The sequence below is a fragment of the Candidatus Kuenenia stuttgartiensis genome, from assembly GCF_900232105.1.
In the GTDB taxonomy this organism is placed as follows: domain Bacteria; phylum Planctomycetota; class Brocadiia; order Brocadiales; family Brocadiaceae; genus Kuenenia; species Kuenenia stuttgartiensis_A.
On the sequence record NZ_LT934425.1, the window covers coordinates 942,142 to 962,678 of the forward strand.

Here is a 20,537-nt window from a genome sequence, read left to right on the forward strand (position 1 = left end):
TATTCCCGATTTTTTGTAAAAAAATTCAAATGTAGGGTGGATTAAGCGATAGCGAATCCACCATTCCATATCATTATTGTTGGATTCAGCTTCGCAGTGACAAGGCACGCCTTGCCACTACAATTTACATAAAAAACCCTGACAGGGTTAAAATAAAAAAGAATGCTTGCGATACAATACCCCTCTTACAACAGGCAGGTGTGAAGATTTACAAAAAATCGGGAATGCACCTAGTAAACCTTCCTTATTTCTTCGAGGAAATCCTTTGTTGTTCTAACTTTAATAAGGGAGCATTCCCGATTTTTTGTAAGTGTTCATGGAGTTGGGGCAAAACAACCCTGACAGGGTTTGAAACCCTGTCAGGGTTAACACTACTGTACGTTTTATTAAACATGGCGGGAGTCACAAAAAATCGGGAATGCACCCCTTTAATAACAGCTTTAACTTTATCTGTAAAGAAGTGCGAATCACCCGTAAGCAGACAATCTACCCTTGCATAAAGCGCTGCGGCCAGTATCGGTATATCTTTTTCATGGGCTATCAACTCTTTTGCCTTTGCCAATTCTCCTGCATATTTCTTCCTCGCTAATATTTCTATATCACACAAAGCTCTGTCTATCTCCGATAGGGCAATCTCAAGGGTACGTTCTCCGAGGTATTTTAGCTTCTTTTTAGTAACCTTCTTGAGTTCGTCAACCACATCCTCACTGGTAATCAGGTACAGTTCCGGCATATTCAATATCTTAGACTCGCTGCCCTCAAAAAAGATACCGGAGATAAGAATATTAGTGTCCAGAAATATTTTGTACCTCATCTTCGAATATTCTCAATCTCTTTCAACATCGATGTCTCAGTGATACCCTCCTTCTTTACAAGCCATCTCAGATATGTCCTGCTTTTTTCGGCATACGCCTTTCTAAGCGCAGCATTTATAGCTTCAGACACATCAGAAAATGTACCAAGCCTTACCTCTTCTTCTATCTTTTTATACAAATCATCTGGTATATCCATAGCAACCTTTTGCATTCTTTATTACCTCCTTTAAACATCTTAATCAATTTCAATTTCGTGTTCAAGTAAACCCTGTTAAATAAGGTGTTGCTTGTGAGTGCGGATTAAATAGCCGACAGCGACTCATCATATTACCCCGGATTATATTATAGGCATTCTTTTTTAAACAGGGTAAATATTGTGGTGTATCCATTCTTGTTGCTATATACCTTTAAGGAAAAGGGCAATTTCTATTAAAGCCACACAAGCAGCTTATAACCTGCTATGCCTATCCATTCATGGATTGCAAAATAAGATACGGCAAAGCTTCCCACCGGGGGAAAAACTCAAAGGGTAAGGGGGAGAAAGTCGTCTTTCATTTTGTGCCTTGGCTATCTTTTTTTATTGTAACCAGATAATGTGTTCTCAAAAATGGCATCTTCTCCAGGAGATAGCACAATAGCTATGAATACGGGGCAAGGGTGATGCATTTGAGATCGATTTGGCAATGGGGAAAGAGTTCGTAAATTTCTTTCTTCTTTACGACTTTCACATCGGGGTTTTTGGGGTTGTACAATAAAGCAATTTTATAAACTCATCATAAAATCAACCTCTTTTTTCCCATCCTGGTCAAGGTCTTTATAGAATTTATTAAAATCGGTCTTTGCCTCTTCTTTATTAATTCTCAATATCTTTACGACTTCATTAAAATCATCGGTTGATAACTTTCCAAATTCCTTTTCAAATATCCCTTTGACTAATTGTGCTACCTTTTCATACCTGTCATTGCTCATAGTGTCTCCTTATTTCTCTTACAATTTCATTTTCTATGACAATCCTTTATCACCCTTATCACCCTATCAATATCACCGGTCGTCATCGCAGTCCCGGATGGTAAACAAAGCCCTCTTTTAAAAAGGTCTTCACACACTGCACCGCCGCGCATGGAACAGCCCTTAAAAACCGGCTGCATATGCATCGGTTTCCAGACAGGGCGGGATTCGATATTCTCTCTTTCCAATGCCTGACGGACTGCTTCCCGGTCAGCACCAAAGTCCTCAGGCGTAATCAGTATGACGGTCAGCCATCTGGTCGCTCGCCCGTATGAGGCCTCAGGCATGAATTCGATCCCAGGCATATCGGCCAGTACCTTACGGTAATAGTCACATATCCAGCGCTTCTTTTCGACACGCTCATGCAGAACGCGCAACTGGCCCCGGCCAATCGCCGCAACAATATTGCTCATCCGGTAGTTGTACCCTATCTGCGTATGTTCGTAGTGAGGCGCAGGGTCACGGGCCTGCTGTGAAAGGAATTTTGCCTTTTTTATCAGGTCCCCATCGTCTGAGGCCAGCATCCCGCCCCCGGACGTGGTGATGATCTTGTTTCCGTTAAAAGAATACACCACAAAGGCAGATCCCTTCCCGGCATGTCGTCCCTTATACGTTGCACCAAGGGCCTCAGCCGAGTCTGAGACAACTGGGATATGGTACTGATTACAGATATCGAGAATCCTGTCAAGGTCAGCAGCCTGTCCGAGTATGTCTGCACTGATGACCGCCTTCGGGAGATTGCCCTGCTTATTTCTGAATGACAGCTCTTCTGCCAACAGATCAGGGTCCATATTCCATGACTTTGCCTCAGAGTCGACAAATGACAGTTTTGCGCCCTGAAAAATAACCGGACTCACGCCACCAATAAAAGTGAAAGATGGAGCAATCACCTCATCGCCAGGGCCGACACCCAACAGACGCAGGGCAAGATGCATTGCGCTGGTGCCGCTCGACACGGCCGCCGCATGCGGAATACTTACCATCTCAGAGAATTCCCGCTCAAACGCATCAACATGTGGCCCAACCGGCGCAATGTAGTTGCTCTCAAAGGCCTGTTTGACAAATTCAAGCTCCTGCCCGCCCATGTGAGGCGGAGAGAGAAAAATACTTTTATTTAACTCAGCCATTTATTGAATATTTGTTCAAATAATTACTTATTATTTCGGGTGTATTCCCGATTTTTTGTGATTTCCGCCATGTTTTAATGAAACGTTGCAGTAGTGTTAACCCTGACAGGGTTCCAAACCCTGTCAGGGTTGTTTTGCCCCGACTCCATGAACGCTTACAAACAATCGGGAATGCACCCATTATTTCTTCTAAAACATCTCTCAATTTCGGAATCTCAGAATTGAGAATAGTTCCCTCAAAATGCTTGTGATTTTTAAAGCTTAACATTGGTTTATGCACAGCATTATCATATCGGAATATTATATTGTCTTTTTATCCTGGTAATGGAATGCATAAGAAAGTTTTTCAATCTTGTATCTCAGGTCAACATATTCAGTAACAAATAGCTTTGAATCATCAATGAATTGTATAATTGTTTTTATTAAACCAATCTTTTCTGTCCTGGAATCAATCTTTAGTTACGATGTTATAATAAAGCCGGATTTTGAATATTCATTAATTATCTTTGCAAATTCTTGCAAATATTCAGCTATTAACATATTCAATATCTTTAAGCTTTTTCAGTTCATCAAGAATTCTATCCCGTATTTTCAATTCACCTGCCCATGTAATGTATTCATCATCACCACCTTTTAAATCTTCTGTAGTAAATTCCTTTAAAAATATTTCTGATGAAACCTCATATTCCCCTTCAAATTCTTTTATTTCCCTGTTCGTCCTATTCAAACCAATTTCCAGTCTCTTTATTTCAGCAGAAATAGCAGATTTAACTATCTCTTCTGTCGCTTTTTCTTCAGCTATAATTTTCAATTTACTCATCAAAACACCCCCTCTTCATAACCTCCCAATTTCCCATCTTTTCAACCTCACACCTTCCCAACTTCTTAATTTCCCGTTTAACCAAAAATCGTCTGGAAAATATATTTAATATCATTAATAAAGCTATAATTCTCAACATATTCACGGTTTAGCTTTACTTTATCAGGGAAAAGCACCTCTCGATTATATTTTTCCGGATCACCTTGCGCTGCCAAAATCTCTTCCTCATTTTTGTATTTCAATGTTGCCGGGCTTGTAATACCAGGCCTTACAGACAAAATCACCCGATCATCACCCGTTAGCATATCTGCAAAACCAGGGACATCAGGCCGTGGTCCTACAAAGCTCATATGCCCAAAAAACACATTAATCAGTTGAGGTAGCTCATCAATCTTTGTCTTGCGGAATAATCGACCAAGCGGTGTAATCCGAGGATCATGTGTAGTAGTAACTGTTGTATCAATGGATGGGATATAACGCATTGTGCGAATTTTAATAACCGTGAAGGGTTTCCCATGTTTCCCAATACGTGTTTGAGTAAAAACCCCACTTTCCCTCGTATCAATTAAAGCCGCTATATAAGCCAGAATGATAATCCAGCCTGTCAGGATCAAGCCTATTGAAGAGACTACAAAATCGAAGCCTCTTTTTAAAAATCGGTTAAAGGGGGATAGTCCTTGTTTTGGCTTTCCCAATCCATTGACTTGTCTGTTATTCCCGGGTGTTTCTTTTTCCCGTTGTATTTTATATTCTGCAATTGTCATAGAGATTGTTTAATAATTAAGATGCGACCCTTTTCGTTCTCTTTTATGTCTTATGTCTTATATTTTTTGACTTACGACTTAAAACTTATGACGTACGATTTGTATTTATTCGACTTTCGACTTACGACGTATGACTTATTTTTTTTAAGTCAGCAATCCCCATATTGACCCAAGTCCGTAACTGAAATGAAGGATTGCAAAGACCATGGGAAGGCTAAAGAAATATCTGTTCCCATGTTTATATGAGAGCATGGCCGAAGAAAATACATTGGCCAATGCATAACAGCCTGAAATTACAGCCAGAAGCCCACAACCGAGGTCCAAAATTATGTATTAAAATACCGGCAATAGAGAGAAATAATCATCTCCAATTGCTTAAAAATTCCAATCTACTTCTCGTGTCTATATCATTGAGCGAGAACCAGAGTTTCATAAATCTTTTTAGAAGAATTCCGACCGGCAGTTGGTCAGATAATATTATTCCTGCATGCTCTTTTCCGTTTCTCAAATATTCATTATGCAGGATGGCAAAATCTCACTTATTATGGGTAAATATCGCTCTTCCTTCTTTCGTAGCATAAGCAAGTTGTTCCTCGTCAGACTTTCCATCATTTCTTACCTGCTGGGTGGTAACTGCATTAACCCCTCTGTTTATGAGTGCTTGTGCAAAAGCCAGCGGAACATCTTCGTCAAGATAGGGCTTTATCTTTATTTCTGAATAAGTTTCTTAATGTTTTCTTCACTATTTTCATCTGTCTCCTTATCTATATCTTCCTGATGCTCATAATAGTATGATAGAGCATCATGTATTTGCGAAAGTGTAAGATGGGGGAATTCTCGTGCAAGTTCTTCAGGCGAAAGGCCGAGTCTGTAATAGGCCACGATATTCGATACCCTCGTCCTTGTTCCAACGATTATTGACTTTCCTCCGCCTATATCTTCTTTTGAAGTTATATATGGATGAACAACCTTTGTAGACATGATCACCTCCTGTTTATATGTATAAGAATTTTAGCGTTATTTTAACTTACCATAAAAGATATGTCCATTTTTCGTAATCCATTTCCTTACGGTCAGCAATCCCCATATTGACCCAAGTCCGTAACTGAAATGAAGGGTTGCAAAGACTATGGGAAGCATAAAGAAATATCTGAACCCATGTTTATAGGAGAGCATGACCGAGGAAAATACATTGGCCAACGTATAACACAGCGAAGATTCTCCTCTTATCCCTCGTAAAACTGGGAATTATTAGAGCGAAAATCCTCGAATAAAAAAAGTTTTTACACAGTATCCTATAATAGTGTAAATATTACGCCTATTACGTCACTCATGTAAATTGGAATTATGACCTCTCGTTCATAAGATCCCATTTATATACCCTGGACTTTTCACCCTTATGAACTTCTGTTTCTGAATCATAAACTCCACCCATTTTTTCATAAAATCGACAAGCAGCTATGAGATTTGATCCCACAACCACTTTAAATCGAAAAACCCCTCTGGTTTTGAATTCATCTACTAATTTAATAAAAAGCTTTCTCGCCACGCCTTTACCTTGATAATTTTCTTCAACAACGATGCTTAATAATTCTGCGTCTGGCAGGTCGTTTTCTTTTTTTGCCGGATAAAATAAAGTTTCTAAGGTCTTTCTCATAGTTACCGGCTTTAATAATTTTGGTAATAAATATACTGTTCCTTTTATAAAATTCTTTTTAAAAAATTCCTTATAAAACCCACGAATACTAATTACCCCTGATACAAACCCAACAATCTTCCCATCTTCCACTTCTATTAGATAAAAAGCATTATTTGAATTATTCATTAATTGGTATATAAGTTTTAAAAAAGGGATTCCCAGGGTACTCAAAAATCCTGTATCTATGTATTTATTGTGAAGATTAGCGATTTGCTCTACCTCTATATTTTTAAGTCTTTTGGTACTCATATTCTTCTTTAAAGTATTTCTACAATCCTCTCTCCTACTGAGCATTATCGTGTTTTTTCATCCATATGAGATGTACCCTCTCTTTTGTAAGGCTAACCTCAAAACCTATTTCATTTTTACCCTGAAATGTTTTGAGGGGGATTTCATGGCCATTATCAAATAAAATAGCACTTTTAACATTTCTGCTCCTTTCATCTCATGATCTTTTTGTAATCTTATTTGAAAGAAAATCCTGCATATATAAAGCTTCTATTTTTGGTTCTATTTTTCCTAAAAATGATCTGACAGGATATAATATTCTCAATATAACATTGATATAAGGTTTATAAACTATATGAAGGTTTGTATAAGCTTTTTTGAAAAGGAACTTATTCTGTAAAAAATCTTGTATTCCAGTTTCATGCAAAACACTTCTGAATCCAGCATTAACATACTTAAATTCTTTTTCTTGTAAATAATATTTATTCATTGTGTAAAACAAAGCACAAGATGGATTTAGTTTTAAATAAGAAGGATGAAAATATATTGCGAAATAATTAGCCTCAATGTTATCAAATATATAATTAGTAGAATATCCTATCATCTTGCCTTCATAAAAGATTCCCCAATAATGCACGATGTCATCAAAAGATCTTGTTTTCATAATATTATTACCGAATTCAAGTTCGGCAATTTTTGTTTTTTTTACTCCTTTGTATCTGCTAAAGGCAGAAATAAACACTTCATACCCTTTTTTAGCGATAAACCCTGCATCAACCATTTCAATGTTACAATTCTTTAGACCTTTTCTAATCTCACTTCTATTTTTTGATGGCAGCTCCGATATATCTAAAAATTTATCACAAATAACAGCATACCACCCTTTGGTTTCATTTTCTACGAAGCCATCTGTCCATCTAATTAAAATTCCTCCTACTTGATTTAATATGTATTTGGCTTCTTCAAAAGATAACGAATAATCAAACATTACAGGGCCAATGGGTTGAACCATTTCATTATATATCCCCCAAAGTGTATTTTTATATACGGCAGATTTAACACCTGATTCTTCAAATAATTTGGTAAATCTTTCTATGTAGCACATATCATTAAAATATTCCTTACATTCTTATTTGATTTCTCAATAATCATACTCTATTTAAAAAAACTCTCCAAATAACCTTCATAATGGATTAAGAAGAGTAACATCAAACAATCTTTTCACTATGCAATCCCATTGTTTTCATAATTACAGCATTTACCTTATGAACATCATACTTTTCAACGGCAATCTCTCGGCTTCTCCTACCCATCTTTTCTATTAATTCTGGTCGTAAGATAAATCGTTCCATCGCGCAAGCCAGTGCTTTTACATCTTTCACAGGTACTAAGAAACCGTTCTCACCTTCTCTCACTGTTTCACGGCAGCCTGGCGCATCAGTCGTCACAACAGGCCGTCCCATAGCCATAGCCTCTAACACGGTACGTGGTGTGCCTTCCCCGTAGTAGGAGGGTAGCGCATATACCGAAGACGCAGTAATTGCAGGGCGAACATCGTCTAGCTTGCCAAGGTAGTCAATGATACCATCAGCAATCCATAAATTCAGGTCCTTTTTTTTAATGGAATCAGGGTTCTCATCAATCCACCCCACTAAGCGAAATACAACATCCGGATACTTAGCCTTAACTATGCGTGCCGCCTCTACATATTCATAAATCCCTTTATCCTTAAGTAAACGGGCAATTAGCAGGAATGAAACATCCGTAGGAACCGGCATCATCTTAAAGTCAGACACGTTTACTCCTGAACCGTTGATCAGTACTGCTTGCCCTGCTCTTCTTAAAAGCCCAAGCCGGTTAAAATAATTGCAGTCATCCGGATTCTGAAAATAAATTTTTTGATTGCAGTTTAAACTTATTTTATAAAGGAAGCGTGCTATAGCACCGATAAACCGTTGCCTTAAATTACGACGAGAGAAAGCGTATCCCAATCCTGTGATTATAGAAAATATACCTGAAACTCCGGTCAACCTGGCTGCCAGTGAGCCGTATAATACCGGTTTGATGGTATAGCCCAAAAATATATCCGGTTTAGTACGTCTCATAAGATTGTATAATGACAAAAACGTACGAACATCGCTTAAAGGATTCATCCCTGTTCTGGATAGATATACGTCCCGATACTCAACCCCCAGTTGGGAAAGTTTATCTCTGATTTCCTTTGAGGCATTGGGAGCACATGCGTACACCTCATGCCCCAGGGAGACAAAATCCTTTAATAAAGCCCCCCTAAAATTTACTAAAGATTCTGCAAAACTACCAAGAACTAAGACTCTTGCCAAAAAGCAACCTCCTTCTCAAGCCACGCCTGAAACATCAACACATCCCAAAAAGGTACTGCCAGTTTCGTTTGCCAGACAAGTGATCTGCCCACTTCTGTCTAATCGGTGCACAATGAAAGAAGCCTTCCCGCTTAAGCCGATTTTCATTCAACAACTCTTCTGCCCAGTCTCGCAAAGGGCCGCGCAGCCATGTATCAATAGGCACCCCAAATCCCATTTTAAAACGTTCAATAAGTTCTGCTGAAATCAACGAGGCACTTGACCATCATTGATCGCCTCTGCCGCAAAGTAGCCGCCTGTTTTCGGAGCTCCTTTGAAAATAACTTTTTTCTCGTCTTTGAGGCGCTTGAGCCATCGTTCAAGGGTTCTTTGGCGGATGTTAAAGGTTACTGCAATCTCGCCCCTCTTCACTCCGGGTTTCATCCTTATATAGTTCAGGATTTCGTCTACACCGCCACTTACACCGCCACTTACACCGCCACTTACACCGCCACCCAGCCTGAAGGTCACTAACACTCCGCCGCCAATCTCTTCCACAGTAAAGACAATCTCCGGGTATACTTCCAGTTCCTTGCGGATGCGGATAAAGCCGCTGCCGTATTTTTCGATGTTTTTCGTCAGATAGAAAGCCTCTGCAATCAGCTTGTTGCGCAATCGGGACTGGTAATGATCCGTGGACAGATCGGCAATACTCAAGCCTCCATACAGCTTGCCGGGACTGAAGATGGTAATCCTGTCATCGAATATCTTGATCTGAATGTCCGAGGAGTTGGCGTAATCCCGGTGAACAACGGCGTTGAGCAGAGCCTCGCGCAGCGCGGGCAAAGGATAGGCAAAGCGCTCCTTGCGTTGCAGGCTACCATCAAAGGTAAAGGCCACACTGATGTACGAAACAATAAATTTCATAGCCTGATCTACCGCCTCGAACAGGGTGTCAGTTATCTGGCGGTCATCTAGAATCATAGTCGGTGTTTTGAAACGACCGATATGAATATGGTGCCGCAGCGCCTCTCCGGCAAAGAGGAGCAGCGACGCCCAAGTGGGTCGGCCGTTGACAACATATTTCAGTTTTTCGAGAGCGAGCAGGGGGGAATTGTCGAGGCTGAAGCGGCCACCCTGATTTACCTGATCAATGAACTTTTCGATCTTGGTAACGGAGAGAGCATCAAGCGACTGGCGGGGCGCTTCGTAGGAATCCCATGAAAGCTGTAAGGACTGCATGTACAGGTCGGTGATTTCAGACAGAGTGAGCTGGTGGTTTGAGGTGGCAACCCGTTTGTAGTATTTGCCCTTGGTATTCACCGGCTTCACCGGATATTCATTGATGCAAATGGTGACGACGGTTTTCCCCCCCATCGTTACTGCGTCGATATCGGGGATAATCGAGGGACTGGTGGCTGATTTAATCTGGCTCAGCCAGTCGTTCAACGACTCCTTCCCGATGGTAACGCCCTTTACCAAACCATCATCCGCAACACCGACAAGGACTGTTCCTCCCTGGGCATTGGCAAAGGCAACGAGTGTTTCGATGGTTTCCCGGTAGAAGGACGTCTTGAACTCGACGGTCTGCGATTCGCCGGATTCAATCAGTCTGTTCATATCTATGACTGTTGCCATATAAACCTCTTAAATCATGGCCTTCTTTAACCATCTTTGCAAGCAAAGGCCCCCGAAGGTTTACCAAAGACGCAGCTAAACCGGCTACAACAACAACCTTCATTATGATTGATTCTCCAGCCATGCCTGAAACATAAGGATATCCCATAGATAATACTGCCAATTCCGCCTGCCTGAAAGATGCTCCAGCCACTTTTCCCTGATTGGAATCGGGTTAAAAAATCCCTCATTTAGAAGTCGTTTCTCAGCCAAAAGTTCTTCTGCCCAGTCTCGCAAAGGGCCGCGCAGCCACGTATCAATAGGTACCCCAAACCCCATCTTCGGCCGTTCGATTAAACGCTTTGGAACATATTTATACAACACTTGCCTCAGCAACCACTTCCCCTGGCCATTATGCACAAGCATAGAAAGCGGTAACCGCCAGGCAAATTCTATGAGGCGGTGGTCAAGAAATGGTATACGTGTCTCCAGACTTACCCCCATAGCAGCCCTGTCCACTTTTACCAGAATATCGTCCGGTAAATAGGTAATCATGTCCAAAAACATCATCTTTTTTGTAAAATTAATTAAATTTGCCCAACTTTTTTTATCTGAAAGAGGAGTTAGCGGTTCAGTTCCACCCAAAACAACCGAAGACGGTAACTTCCAGTGAGAAACTAATTGCCGATATAACTCTTCTTGTCCGCCAACATTTAGTATTTCAGCTAATTTATGTAATTTATCGCCAAACATTCGATGTTTCATGAAACCGGGTAATAGATGACTCGATTTCTTGTATACATCGTCCCATACCCTTGTTGATACAGTGGTCAATCCACGGGCAATAGCCCATCGAAGATGACGTGGCATCCAACCAAGCCTTTTCCAGATATTCCTTGTCCATGTATATCTAGGATATCCCCCGAACACTTCATCTCCAGCATCGCCAGACAAACTAACCGTAACATGATTTCTGGTTAATTGAGACACAAGGTAAGTCGGTATTTGAGAAGAATCGGAAAAAGGCTCATCATATAAAGCAGGGAGTTTAGGAATAACCTCCATCGCCTCTTTAGATGTTACATACAATTCGGTATGATCGGTACTCAAATGACGAGCTACCTCTTGCGCATGATTGGCTTCATTATAACCATCCTCATAAAAGCCGATGGTAAATGTCTTCACCTTTTGACTACTTTGCGCCTGCATTAACGCCACTACGGTTGACGAATCCACACCTCCGGAAAGAAATGCACCTAAGGGCACATCGGCTTCCATCCGCAGCTTAACTGCATCCCGCAGTATGTTATCCAATTGGGCAATAGCATCTTCTGTAGATCCCGTGAATGGCTCAAACTTCCCCTGTTCCGCAACTTCCCTGGCTGACCAGTACGGAATAGGATTTGAGGAGAAATCTTTAGATGGCGAAATTGTCAATATTGTGCCAGGCAGAAGTTTATAAACACCCTTATAAATTGAATAGGGCGCAGGAATATAATTATGACGTAAATAAAGCGTCAGTGCGTCGCGGTTAATCTCACACTTGAAATCAGGATGGGTTCTTAATGCCTTTAATTCCGAACCGAATAGAAGTGTTTTTTCCATCCATCCATAATATAGTGGTTTCTCCCCAACCCGATCACGCACAAGGCATAATACACGTTCCTTTCGATCCCATAGGGCAAAGGCAAACATACCATTAAAACGTTTTACAGCCGCAATAACTCCCCATTGTCGAAAGGCCTCCAGCATCACTTCGGTATCTGAGTGACCACGCCAGGTGGGTTTAATACCCTGAGAATTCTTTTCTAATTCTTCACGAATCTCCCGATAGTTGTAAATTTCACCATTAAAGGCAACCACATACCGTCCACACGCTGAATGCATGGGCTGATTACCTTCGGGAGAGAGATCCAAAATAGATAAACGGCGGTGGCCTAAGGCAACGCATACTTCAGCATCCACCCATACGCCACTATCGTCCGGGCCACGGTGCTGAAGTGTATCAGCCATTTTATTTACCATGAATCGAAGTTCATTATTCGCACGACCATTGTTTTTACTTAAAAAACCCGCTATTCCGCACATAATGTCCTATATTTTCTTTCTTGCAATAATTATCATATTTGATCATTTTTTAAATAAAAATCGTAACTGCTCAAGTCTGTATCACGCAAAGCCGCCGAGTAGGCAAGGAGGCGTTTCACCTCCAAGCCTCTCACAGAACCGTACGTGACAGTCTCCTGTCATACGGCTCGTGTTATTCTTGATATGCTTCAACGGTATCCCATTTTCCAGTGATAAAACAACGCTGGGTTAGCTTGTCTTATCGAATTGAGCTTTGCCACTGATTTCTTGCGGTATGCGTTTACCACCTGGCTGTACTCAATCGGCATTGTTTTGCATACGTACTACTATCCATCAATTTCTTGTTTTTTATGCGTGTTTTTCATGCCGCCATTTCCGTAAGTGCTTTAATATCAAGGGCTGAAGCGGTCATCAGTGAACAAGAGAACTTCTGGCCTTTCTCCGTCAAAACATAGCGGTTGGCCCTCGGAACTTTGCGGATTAGACCGTGTGCCCGCAGCATCTTTATCCGTCGGGTCGTTCGTCCGGAATATTTCTTTTGCTGATCCTTGCCGGATTGTTCGGATTCCCGGTAAAGCCACTTACGCAAATCATGGTTGCGGAATCCATTTATCGCGTTTTCGCCTTTGGACAGGAACATCAGCATCTGGTAATCATCCTGCTGCCAGGGATTCAAACCTCGATACCTCTTGCCCTCTTTGACAACCTTGTTACAAGCGCTGCTCACCACTTCTTTCAGTTTCTCCTCTACCTGAGCCGCCGCCAAAGCATCCCCATAACGATCATTGCATTGTTGGCTCACCTCACACCGTCGATGAAGATCGCTTACGCCCTTACGCATCTTCTGCCATGACGCCGGTTTGCCTTCATCATCATTGGGACTCCGAAAGACCTTAAAGTCCCGCGTATTATTGATCGTTGTCTCAATACGCAAGAGACTACCGCTCTTGTTATACATCTTCACTGAATTATAATTCACACTGTGCTTGACCCGTATACCTTCATAGCGTCTTCGATAGTCGCTGATAACCTCATCAGGGGCAGCGCCTGCAAGGTTACGCCTACCCAAATACTTCATCACCGAAGAACTGTCGCAAACCCGCATCGCATGATGAACAAACGATGGAAACAACTCCTCCAATGCCTCAACCGATTTAAACATGATGTCCGTCGCCCACTCCGTCTCATCCGCAGACCAGTAATACTCCGGTTCCAACGGACGAAGAATCTGCGACAATGCCGGGCAACTGCCCAACGCAAGCCCGTTCAGCAGCTTCGCCCAGTCAGTCTTAAGCTGCTCATGGAGCAGAACCTGCGCAGCCGCAATATCCTCTATACGCACAAAACAGTTGCCGTCCTTAACATAATCAATACCTTGCTTCTGAAGTTGCCGCTCCAGCCAATGACGACCATTGAGACAAATGAAAATATTAAACGGCGCCCAACTCTGGATACGAACATGACCAAAACCAAACACTGGATCGTTAAAATAATGATACACAAAGACACACTTGCGGGGCGCCATTACCAACTCGAGCTTCTTGCTGGCCTTGTTGCCCTTGACCATCGGCGCAATACAAGGCTCTACCACACTCAACAGGCAGATGGAACCTTCCGTAATCCTCTTATCCGCCGCGATCTGGCGAGCCAACTTCTCCTTATCAACACCGCTGCTCATCAAATACCGCACCTCGATACCCAAATCTTTCGCCCGCGATTCACAACTGTCTCGCACCTGTGCCGTAAGCCCATTGACCCAACCGGAAAAATCCTTAAGCAGAATTCTCGCTTGGTTCATGAATGTTCCCATCCCACGCTCACTGGCCAACCACCGCAATGTCCCGCGAAAACGAATCCTGTCCAGACCGCTTATTGCACCCACGATCCTGTCTCGATATAATTCCATCAACTTATTCATAAGTAGTGTCCTCCAAATTGTCTGATTACTATTTACGAGGATACTACTATACTTTATAATAAACTAAAAATCACCTTTTTGGTTGCGGCCAAAGGCCGCGCTAGGTGTATTCATTTGTTAATCTTCCCCAAGAGGGTCTTCTCCCCCATCATAAGGTTGTTGTAGTGAATACTGCACTGAATAACCTAAGCCCTTCGCTCCTTTCCACTTTCACGGAATATCTTCACTATTATGGCTTAGTCCGACTTCCGTTTCACAGCTTTTGCAGCCGTCACCCCGAAACGGATATCCCGTGTTCCGTATTAAAGCCCAACTTTAAGTCATGTCGCCTGTATAACGGTGGTCACATAGCCAGTAAACAGGTCTCCGCTATGCTTGTTTCTGCATCCTTAGCACAATGCGATTTTGCCCGACAACTTATGTGATTTCGTTACTTCTTCAGCGATTCATTTGCATTCATCTCTTAAAGTCACACCTGATGGATTTTCTTCCACCTTTTCTCTATCCGTTCACTACAGCAGCTTTACAGCTTTTGCAGCGTAGAGCGGTTTGGCAACCCCACCTGTATGGCGTTGCCGATACTTCGCAATGGGTAGCACTTCCATTGTTGTATCATCTTTATTACAGCTTGTTAAAGAACTTCGTTATTCCTTAACTTCACGGCACAAGCAAAGCACGCAAAGAAAAGCATAAACACTGAATGGTAAATCCTATAAGCCATTGACGACCCGTTCAATTCCATCCTTAATAAGATTAACATTAAAATTAACAAGCAGGCCTAGCTTCACTCCCGTTAATCTGAGATAAGTCAATAATTGTTTATTATGAACAGGCAAAACTTTTTCTACGGCTTTCAGTTCGACAATTACCAAATTTTCCACAATCAAATCCGCCCGAAATCCAAGATCAAGCTTGATATCTTCATAACGCACGGGTATTCCGACCTCTTTTTCACATTTCAACCCCAATTTCTTCAATTCATATATGAGAATTTCGAGATATACTGATTCCAATAACCCCGGCCCGATGTTTACATGAATTCTATAACAGCAATCCACGATGATCCTCGATATCTGATTTTCATCCATATTGGATTGTTCATCCTTTCTTTGCACACTTTGCGGCTTTGCGCGAAAATTGGTTTTGATTAAATTTCTCAGGAAAATATCAACTTCTCCCTAATACTTCTTTGTATAACATTTCGTATTTCTTTACCACGGCATCGAGTGAAAAGTTTTCTATGATACGCTGCCTTGCCATCATGCCTAATGCTAATCGTTTGTCCCGCCCTAATTCAATTAACTTTCGCCAGCCGTTTGCCAAAGCAACCGGATCGCGCGGCGGGACAACAAGACCTGTATCACCAACAATAGAGGAAGATTCTCCCACATCCGTCACCACACAAGGCACACCACAACCCATCGCTTCACCAATTACATTTGAAAATGCTTCAGCATAAGAAGAAGAGGATGCTATATCTAATGCCGCTGTTAAACGAGGTACATCAATGCGCTCACCAAGTAAATGTACATTTGTAGAAATATTTAAATTATTTATCACCTGGTTTAGTCGTTCATTACGCCCATCTACCTGAGTACCAGCAAGCAAGAAATGGACATTTGAATAATCTTTTAGCAATAATGATGCGGCTTGTAGAAAGTTAGTGTGATCCTTCATGGGATGATAACGCCCGATCAAACCTATAAGAAGTGTATCTGAAGAAACATCCAATTCGTGACGGACTGCCTTGCCAGATTCAATAGAGGGTGAGAAGAGATTGACGTCAAAGCCATTAGGAATGATAATACGTTTGTCGCCTCGATATCCAAGGTATTCATGCTGCTCTGCACTGGTTTTAGAATTATAAACGATACGCCTGGGAAATCCCGTAAGATACCTACATATCTTAATTACGATCGCGGTTCCTTTTTTTTCGTAAGCAAAAGAATAAAGAGAATGACGTATATTCCACAATACAGGCACCTGCCATTTTATAAAAAAACTGGCCAATTGTGCGGCGAGGTTGCCATGATACATCCAGCCTTGTAAGAGATCGGGTTTTAAATCGCGTAAAAGTTTTATCAAACGACAGAATCCAATAATTGAGAACCTTCCTCTTTTCATACAAAGAGCATATACCTTAACCCCCAGGGACTCTATCTTCTCTCCATACGTGCCGCGACCCGTGAGAGATACCACCTGCAGATCAAAAACCTCTTTATCCATTCGGGAAAGAAGTTTGTTGAGCATGGCCTCCGCTCCACCGCTATTCAGGCCGGTGATTATATGAACAATACCTATTTTACTCATGAGCACACACGTATTATTTATTTCCCGTTGAGCCGGATTTTGTTTTGTTTAACGACAGCATAATATTCCTTAATCGCAGGATCCATTGGTAATGCCTGATTCTTTTTCTCCCAAATCCAGCGCCCGTTAGCAGTATATTTCTTCACCTCTGCCTTTTTCATTTGCCACCATGGTGCTCCACATGCGTAAATCCAAACATATTTAGGAGATAAGGCTGTCGTTTGCAAAAATTGTTCTTTAAATTTTACGGGAGAATATCGCGCCGATTTGTCTGAATAGCTCTTGCCAAGCGGCCACATTCCAAGTGCAACTGAACATCTTTCTTTCCAAAATACGGGATCTTCTACATGTTGTTTCATTGTTTTATTAATCGTGTTATATAGCCAGGTTATGGAGTCCACTCTTGTATTACTGTATGTACACTCTCCCGCGACAACGATACCTTTGTTGTTCTTCACGCTGGCCATCCCATTGAAAAAGTCAATCCATAACTCATAAGCATACGGCATGGTTCCTTCACCTGGATTAAACCAGTAAAAGGCGCCCTCTGGCAGAATAATAACCTCGATGTCTGGGAAAACTCCGGTCAACGACTGCATTATCTCTTTGCCGCGTTGGTATATCTTGGCCTTCAAAATATCTCGATTCATTGACTTAAATCGTTCCGCCTTTGTGTCAAATAAAGAGGCTTTATACGGTTCTGTATCAAGTGCGATACCTTTCGTACCTGATTGTTTGATGAGATCCGCAATATTTCTAAAATTATTGAGAACAACTGCCCATGCCTTGTCATCTGTCCAATTTGGTAATTCGCGATATCCAATAGCCACTTTAATAAAATTACTGTCAATTCCGTAAGCAGCCCCTTCTTTATTGATTTTTGTTAACACCTCTATGTCTTTAAAAATCTGTTTCTTAGGTGTCCACCAATCCGCAACGTATGCCAGCATAAATCCATTTATGCCAATATTTTCTCCCCAATCGCTAAGGGTATCTGCAAGATAATCAGTATCTATAGCAGAAAACAATAATACTTTGGGACTATTTGTCTGAGATTGTTTAGGAGACCCTAACAAAAATTGCCGTGGAATAATGCATATAAAAAAACATAGTATAAATAAAGAAAATATCTTACGTATAAACATCTTTAATACTCCTTTCATACCAAATGAAAATTCAAAGCCAGGATCGGCTTCATTGATGGTGAAGCCGATAATTATGTAAATTACGATAAAATCTTTGATTACGTATCGATCGCCACTGTCCTTCTGCCGAACGTAGTATTAATAAAACTTAATGAAATAACAAACGGACAAAACAATATAAAAATGAAATTCTCTTTACCGATTCTGAAACCATTTATAAAAAAAACTTACAACCAATGATGATGCCAGGAGAAAATCGTACCACCCTATATAGGCCTTATGCCATATTGCTATATCCGCTATACCTTCTGGAAAAATTGCAGAACTCCGTAATGCCATGTATATAAATAATGTGATTATCGATAATGGGGCAGAAAATATACACTTTTTAATACGCCCAGGAATTGACATTTGCGAGTCATTAATCATTTGCATACTTTTTCGTTCAACACCGAAGATTTGCTTCATAACGTCTCCCACCCATAACTATTCTGCAAGTAATTGTTCCGTATTATAAACCATTTTTTGAACACTCATATTTTCTATAACACGTCGTCGTACTTTTTCCTTTAATGACATCATTTTTGTTAAATCTAAGGATAGAAGACTATTCCAACCCATGACAATAGAACCTGGGCTTTTGGGGGCTAAAACTATTCCTGTATCCCCAACAATCCACCCCGAATCCCCAACATCCGTCACCACACAAGGCACTCCACACGCCATTGCCTCGCCAATAACATTGGGAAAACCCTCGCCATAAGAAGAAGAAGAAGTGGCAATATCTAAGGTATTATATACAAACGGCATATCAGAACGCGTACCTGTCCAAATAAGTTTAGTCTCTAAGCCATACTTACAAGAAAGCTCTCTTAGTCTGGATTTATATAGATCTGGGCCGTCACCAACACAAACAAAGCGGACATCTTTTCTTTCCTTTACTAATATAGCCGCTGCTTCAAGAAAGGTTGGGTGATCTTTCATGGGGTCAAGGCGTGCCACCAGGCCTATTACTTTTTCATCTTCTTTGATTCCCCATTCTGCCCTTATTCGAGTTCCTGACCCTGCATCGGGCTTGAATATTTCCGTGTCAATGCCATTAGGAATCACCACCATTTTTTTTTCTGGGAAACCGCGTTTCTGATGATATTCCTTTCCAGCGTTAGAATTAACAATAATGGTATCTGCAAAACGTGAAAAAAAACACGCAACTCGAAATAGAAGACGCGCAAGCCAGTCGTACTGGCTTAAATCCACATTTGAGGCACGCACCCCCCATATCATCCTAACCCGAGGAAACATGGGTTTAAGCAGAATAGTTAAAAGATTTGCTTCAAATAAGTATCCATGTAAGATATCCGGTTTTTCGCGATATACTAAACATATCAAACGCCAAAGAAAAGGAAATACATCCCACCGTTTACGTTTACCCAGGCTGATTACGGGTACACCTGCCTCCTGTAAATCGCGTTCAAGTGGACCACCATGATAGAAGACTGCCACTTCTACCTTATGCCTGCGTTCATGCAAACCTTTTGCAAGGGCTACGAGTTGCCGCTCGGCGCCACCGTAATTAAGCGAGCGGGTAAGGAAGAGTATTTTTTTATTAGACATTTCCCTTTACAAATACAAATTCATTACAACCAAGCCTGCCACCACACGTCTTCAGTTTTTCCAAAACAAATCCTCTTTCTCTATAAAAGCTAAATATCTCTTCTGGCTTGGCTACTTCAAAGGGATAACCACCTAGCCAATCGTCCCAATCCCGAATAATTGACATGCCACGACGTTTTCTATATTTCATAAAATAGCCTAATGGGTTGCGATACTTTACAAAGCCAGCCAATACGGCTAAAGTGAAGAGCCACGGATAAAATATTGCCTTAACCAAACACTTGCCAATCATCCCTGAACAATAAAATTGCTTAATCCTTCGCCAGCGTTTAGACCGACCACCTTGATCGTTGTAGATAGCAATAAACAACTTTCCACTGCTTGCAACAGGTAAAATACTATTTTGTAGTGCCTTCCACATGTCCCCAGTGTGGTGAAGCACACCCCATGAATAAACGACGTCGAATGTTCCCAATGCACTTAAATAATTTGTGTCTAAAGCAGAACCTTCTCCAATTGTCCAGTTGCTATCATTAGGGAAATAACGCCGTTTCAGCTCATGAGTACAGGCTACAGATTGTGGATCATAATCAAAAGAATGAACGCGGGCACCCAGACGCCGTGCCGCCAGACTGAATAACCCACTACCTGAACCAATATCGAGGAATGATTTTCCCTCTAAATTTTCAATACTCAACATAGTTTTTAATGATCTTTCCGCTTCGAGAATTCTATCTTCATTTATGCAAGCAAAAAAATGCCGCCAGTTCTTGCCAAACTCAAAACGTTCCCCCTTTTTTATTTCCATCGAGTGATCATCCATACCTTCTATTCTCCTTTTACACAACCAGCTAACAAACTTTCCCACATATCCATGTTCTTTGCCATTTTGAATCGTTCAAGAACTTCTGGCACCCCTGGGAATTCACTTATATTTCCCTCTTACCATAAAATCCAACATAACTAAATCACGTGGAACTTCAATGCTTTACTACGAGACGCCTATTCGTGCTATTTACATTATTCCTACTATGGTTGTTAGCAAGGTAATCGAATTTTCTCT

General features: G+C 41.3%; 22 protein-coding genes and 1 pseudogene. All 23 read right to left on the reverse strand.

Features of this window, described 5'->3' with window-relative positions; genetic code table 11:
- Positions 1 to 244 precede the first annotated feature (244 nt).
- A complete protein-coding gene (locus tag KSMBR1_RS04335; protein WP_099324230.1) occupies positions 245 to 814 on the reverse strand; it encodes a PIN domain-containing protein in 570 nt (189 codons plus the stop codon).
- Positions 811 to 1,026, reverse strand: coding sequence for a ribbon-helix-helix domain-containing protein (locus KSMBR1_RS04340; protein WP_099324231.1), 216 nt, complete (start codon positions 1,024 to 1,026; stop codon positions 811 to 813). Before KSMBR1_RS04340 ends, KSMBR1_RS04335 begins: the two co-directional genes overlap by 4 nt.
- Before the next feature lie 551 nt (positions 1,027 to 1,577).
- Positions 1,578 to 1,784: a hypothetical protein gene (locus tag KSMBR1_RS04345; protein WP_099324232.1), complete on the reverse strand. Its 207-nt coding sequence runs from the start codon at positions 1,782 to 1,784 to the stop codon at positions 1,578 to 1,580.
- Between the two features lie 26 nt (positions 1,785 to 1,810).
- Positions 1,811 to 2,950 (reverse strand): DegT/DnrJ/EryC1/StrS family aminotransferase, encoded by a 1,140-nt coding sequence (locus tag KSMBR1_RS04350; protein ID WP_099324233.1) that lies wholly within the window; start codon positions 2,948 to 2,950, stop codon positions 1,811 to 1,813.
- Positions 2,943 to 3,254, reverse strand: a complete 312-nt coding sequence (locus tag KSMBR1_RS23145; protein WP_420886556.1) for a toxin-antitoxin system TumE family protein — start codon at positions 3,252 to 3,254, stop codon at positions 2,943 to 2,945. Before KSMBR1_RS23145 ends, KSMBR1_RS04350 begins: the two co-directional genes overlap by 8 nt.
- The gene (locus KSMBR1_RS23150; protein WP_420886557.1) at positions 3,251 to 3,403 is read right to left on the reverse strand and encodes a toxin-antitoxin system TumE family protein; all 153 of its coding nucleotides are present in this window, start codon (positions 3,401 to 3,403) and stop codon (positions 3,251 to 3,253) included. The genes KSMBR1_RS23145 and KSMBR1_RS23150 overlap by 4 nt, the downstream gene beginning before the upstream one ends.
- A gap of 73 nt (positions 3,404 to 3,476) precedes the next feature.
- Positions 3,477 to 3,770: a hypothetical protein gene (locus KSMBR1_RS04360; RefSeq protein WP_099324235.1), complete on the reverse strand. Its 294-nt coding sequence runs from the start codon at positions 3,768 to 3,770 to the stop codon at positions 3,477 to 3,479.
- Between the two features lie 77 nt (positions 3,771 to 3,847).
- The gene (locus tag KSMBR1_RS04365) at positions 3,848 to 4,534 is read right to left on the reverse strand and encodes a sugar transferase (RefSeq protein WP_099324236.1); all 687 of its coding nucleotides are present in this window, start codon (positions 4,532 to 4,534) and stop codon (positions 3,848 to 3,850) included.
- Positions 4,535 to 5,069: 535 nt separating this feature from the next.
- Complete coding sequence (locus KSMBR1_RS23155; protein ID WP_172953508.1) at positions 5,070 to 5,246, reverse strand: DUF5615 family PIN-like protein; 177 nt, start codon at positions 5,244 to 5,246, stop codon at positions 5,070 to 5,072.
- On the reverse strand, positions 5,243 to 5,515 hold the full coding sequence (locus tag KSMBR1_RS04375) for a DUF433 domain-containing protein (protein WP_099324238.1): 273 nt from the start codon (positions 5,513 to 5,515) through the stop codon (positions 5,243 to 5,245). The genes KSMBR1_RS23155 and KSMBR1_RS04375 overlap by 4 nt, the downstream gene beginning before the upstream one ends.
- Positions 5,516 to 5,879: 364 nt before the next feature.
- On the reverse strand, positions 5,880 to 6,482 hold the full coding sequence (locus KSMBR1_RS04380) for a GNAT family N-acetyltransferase (protein WP_157820383.1): 603 nt from the start codon (positions 6,480 to 6,482) through the stop codon (positions 5,880 to 5,882).
- 196 nt (positions 6,483 to 6,678) lie between these two features.
- Complete coding sequence (locus KSMBR1_RS04385) at positions 6,679 to 7,566, reverse strand: hypothetical protein (RefSeq protein ID WP_099324240.1); 888 nt, start codon at positions 7,564 to 7,566, stop codon at positions 6,679 to 6,681.
- Positions 7,567 to 7,669: 103 nt separating this feature from the next.
- Complete coding sequence (locus KSMBR1_RS04390; RefSeq protein WP_099324241.1) at positions 7,670 to 8,803, reverse strand: glycosyltransferase family 4 protein; 1,134 nt, start codon at positions 8,801 to 8,803, stop codon at positions 7,670 to 7,672.
- Positions 8,788 to 9,050, reverse strand: a pseudogene (locus tag KSMBR1_RS23160) (asparagine synthase-related protein); the annotation flags it as partial. The gene KSMBR1_RS04390 and the pseudogene KSMBR1_RS23160, both read right to left, overlap by 16 nt.
- Positions 9,050 to 10,402, reverse strand: a complete 1,353-nt coding sequence (locus KSMBR1_RS04400) for an RNA-binding domain-containing protein (RefSeq protein ID WP_197705332.1) — start codon at positions 10,400 to 10,402, stop codon at positions 9,050 to 9,052. The pseudogene KSMBR1_RS23160 and the gene KSMBR1_RS04400, both read right to left, overlap by 1 nt.
- On the reverse strand, positions 10,386 to 10,523 hold the full coding sequence (locus KSMBR1_RS20780) for a hypothetical protein (protein WP_172953473.1): 138 nt from the start codon (positions 10,521 to 10,523) through the stop codon (positions 10,386 to 10,388). The genes KSMBR1_RS04400 and KSMBR1_RS20780 overlap by 17 nt, the downstream gene beginning before the upstream one ends.
- On the reverse strand, positions 10,523 to 12,487 hold the full coding sequence (asnB, locus tag KSMBR1_RS04405; RefSeq protein ID WP_099324243.1) for an asparagine synthase (glutamine-hydrolyzing): 1,965 nt from the start codon (positions 12,485 to 12,487) through the stop codon (positions 10,523 to 10,525). The genes KSMBR1_RS20780 and asnB overlap by 1 nt, the downstream gene beginning before the upstream one ends.
- Positions 12,488 to 12,848: 361 nt before the next feature.
- Positions 12,849 to 14,405, reverse strand: coding sequence for a hypothetical protein (locus tag KSMBR1_RS04410; RefSeq protein WP_099323647.1), 1,557 nt, complete (start codon positions 14,403 to 14,405; stop codon positions 12,849 to 12,851).
- A gap of 710 nt (positions 14,406 to 15,115) precedes the next feature.
- Complete coding sequence (locus KSMBR1_RS04415) at positions 15,116 to 15,493, reverse strand: GxxExxY protein (protein ID WP_099324244.1); 378 nt, start codon at positions 15,491 to 15,493, stop codon at positions 15,116 to 15,118.
- A gap of 79 nt (positions 15,494 to 15,572) precedes the next feature.
- On the reverse strand, positions 15,573 to 16,715 hold the full coding sequence (locus KSMBR1_RS04420; protein ID WP_099324245.1) for a glycosyltransferase family 4 protein: 1,143 nt from the start codon (positions 16,713 to 16,715) through the stop codon (positions 15,573 to 15,575).
- A 17-nt stretch (positions 16,716 to 16,732) separates the two neighbouring features.
- Entirely contained in the window at positions 16,733 to 17,860 is a 1,128-nt protein-coding gene (locus tag KSMBR1_RS04425; protein ID WP_099324246.1) for a hypothetical protein, read from the reverse strand.
- Positions 17,861 to 18,346: 486 nt separating this feature from the next.
- Positions 18,347 to 19,474 carry a glycosyltransferase gene (locus KSMBR1_RS04435; RefSeq protein ID WP_099324248.1) on the reverse strand — a complete coding sequence of 376 codons (1,128 nt, stop codon included), beginning with the start codon at positions 19,472 to 19,474 and terminating at the stop codon, positions 18,347 to 18,349.
- On the reverse strand, positions 19,467 to 20,297 hold the full coding sequence (locus KSMBR1_RS04440) for a class I SAM-dependent methyltransferase (protein WP_099324249.1): 831 nt from the start codon (positions 20,295 to 20,297) through the stop codon (positions 19,467 to 19,469). Before KSMBR1_RS04440 ends, KSMBR1_RS04435 begins: the two co-directional genes overlap by 8 nt.
- Positions 20,298 to 20,537: the final 240 nt, after the last annotated feature.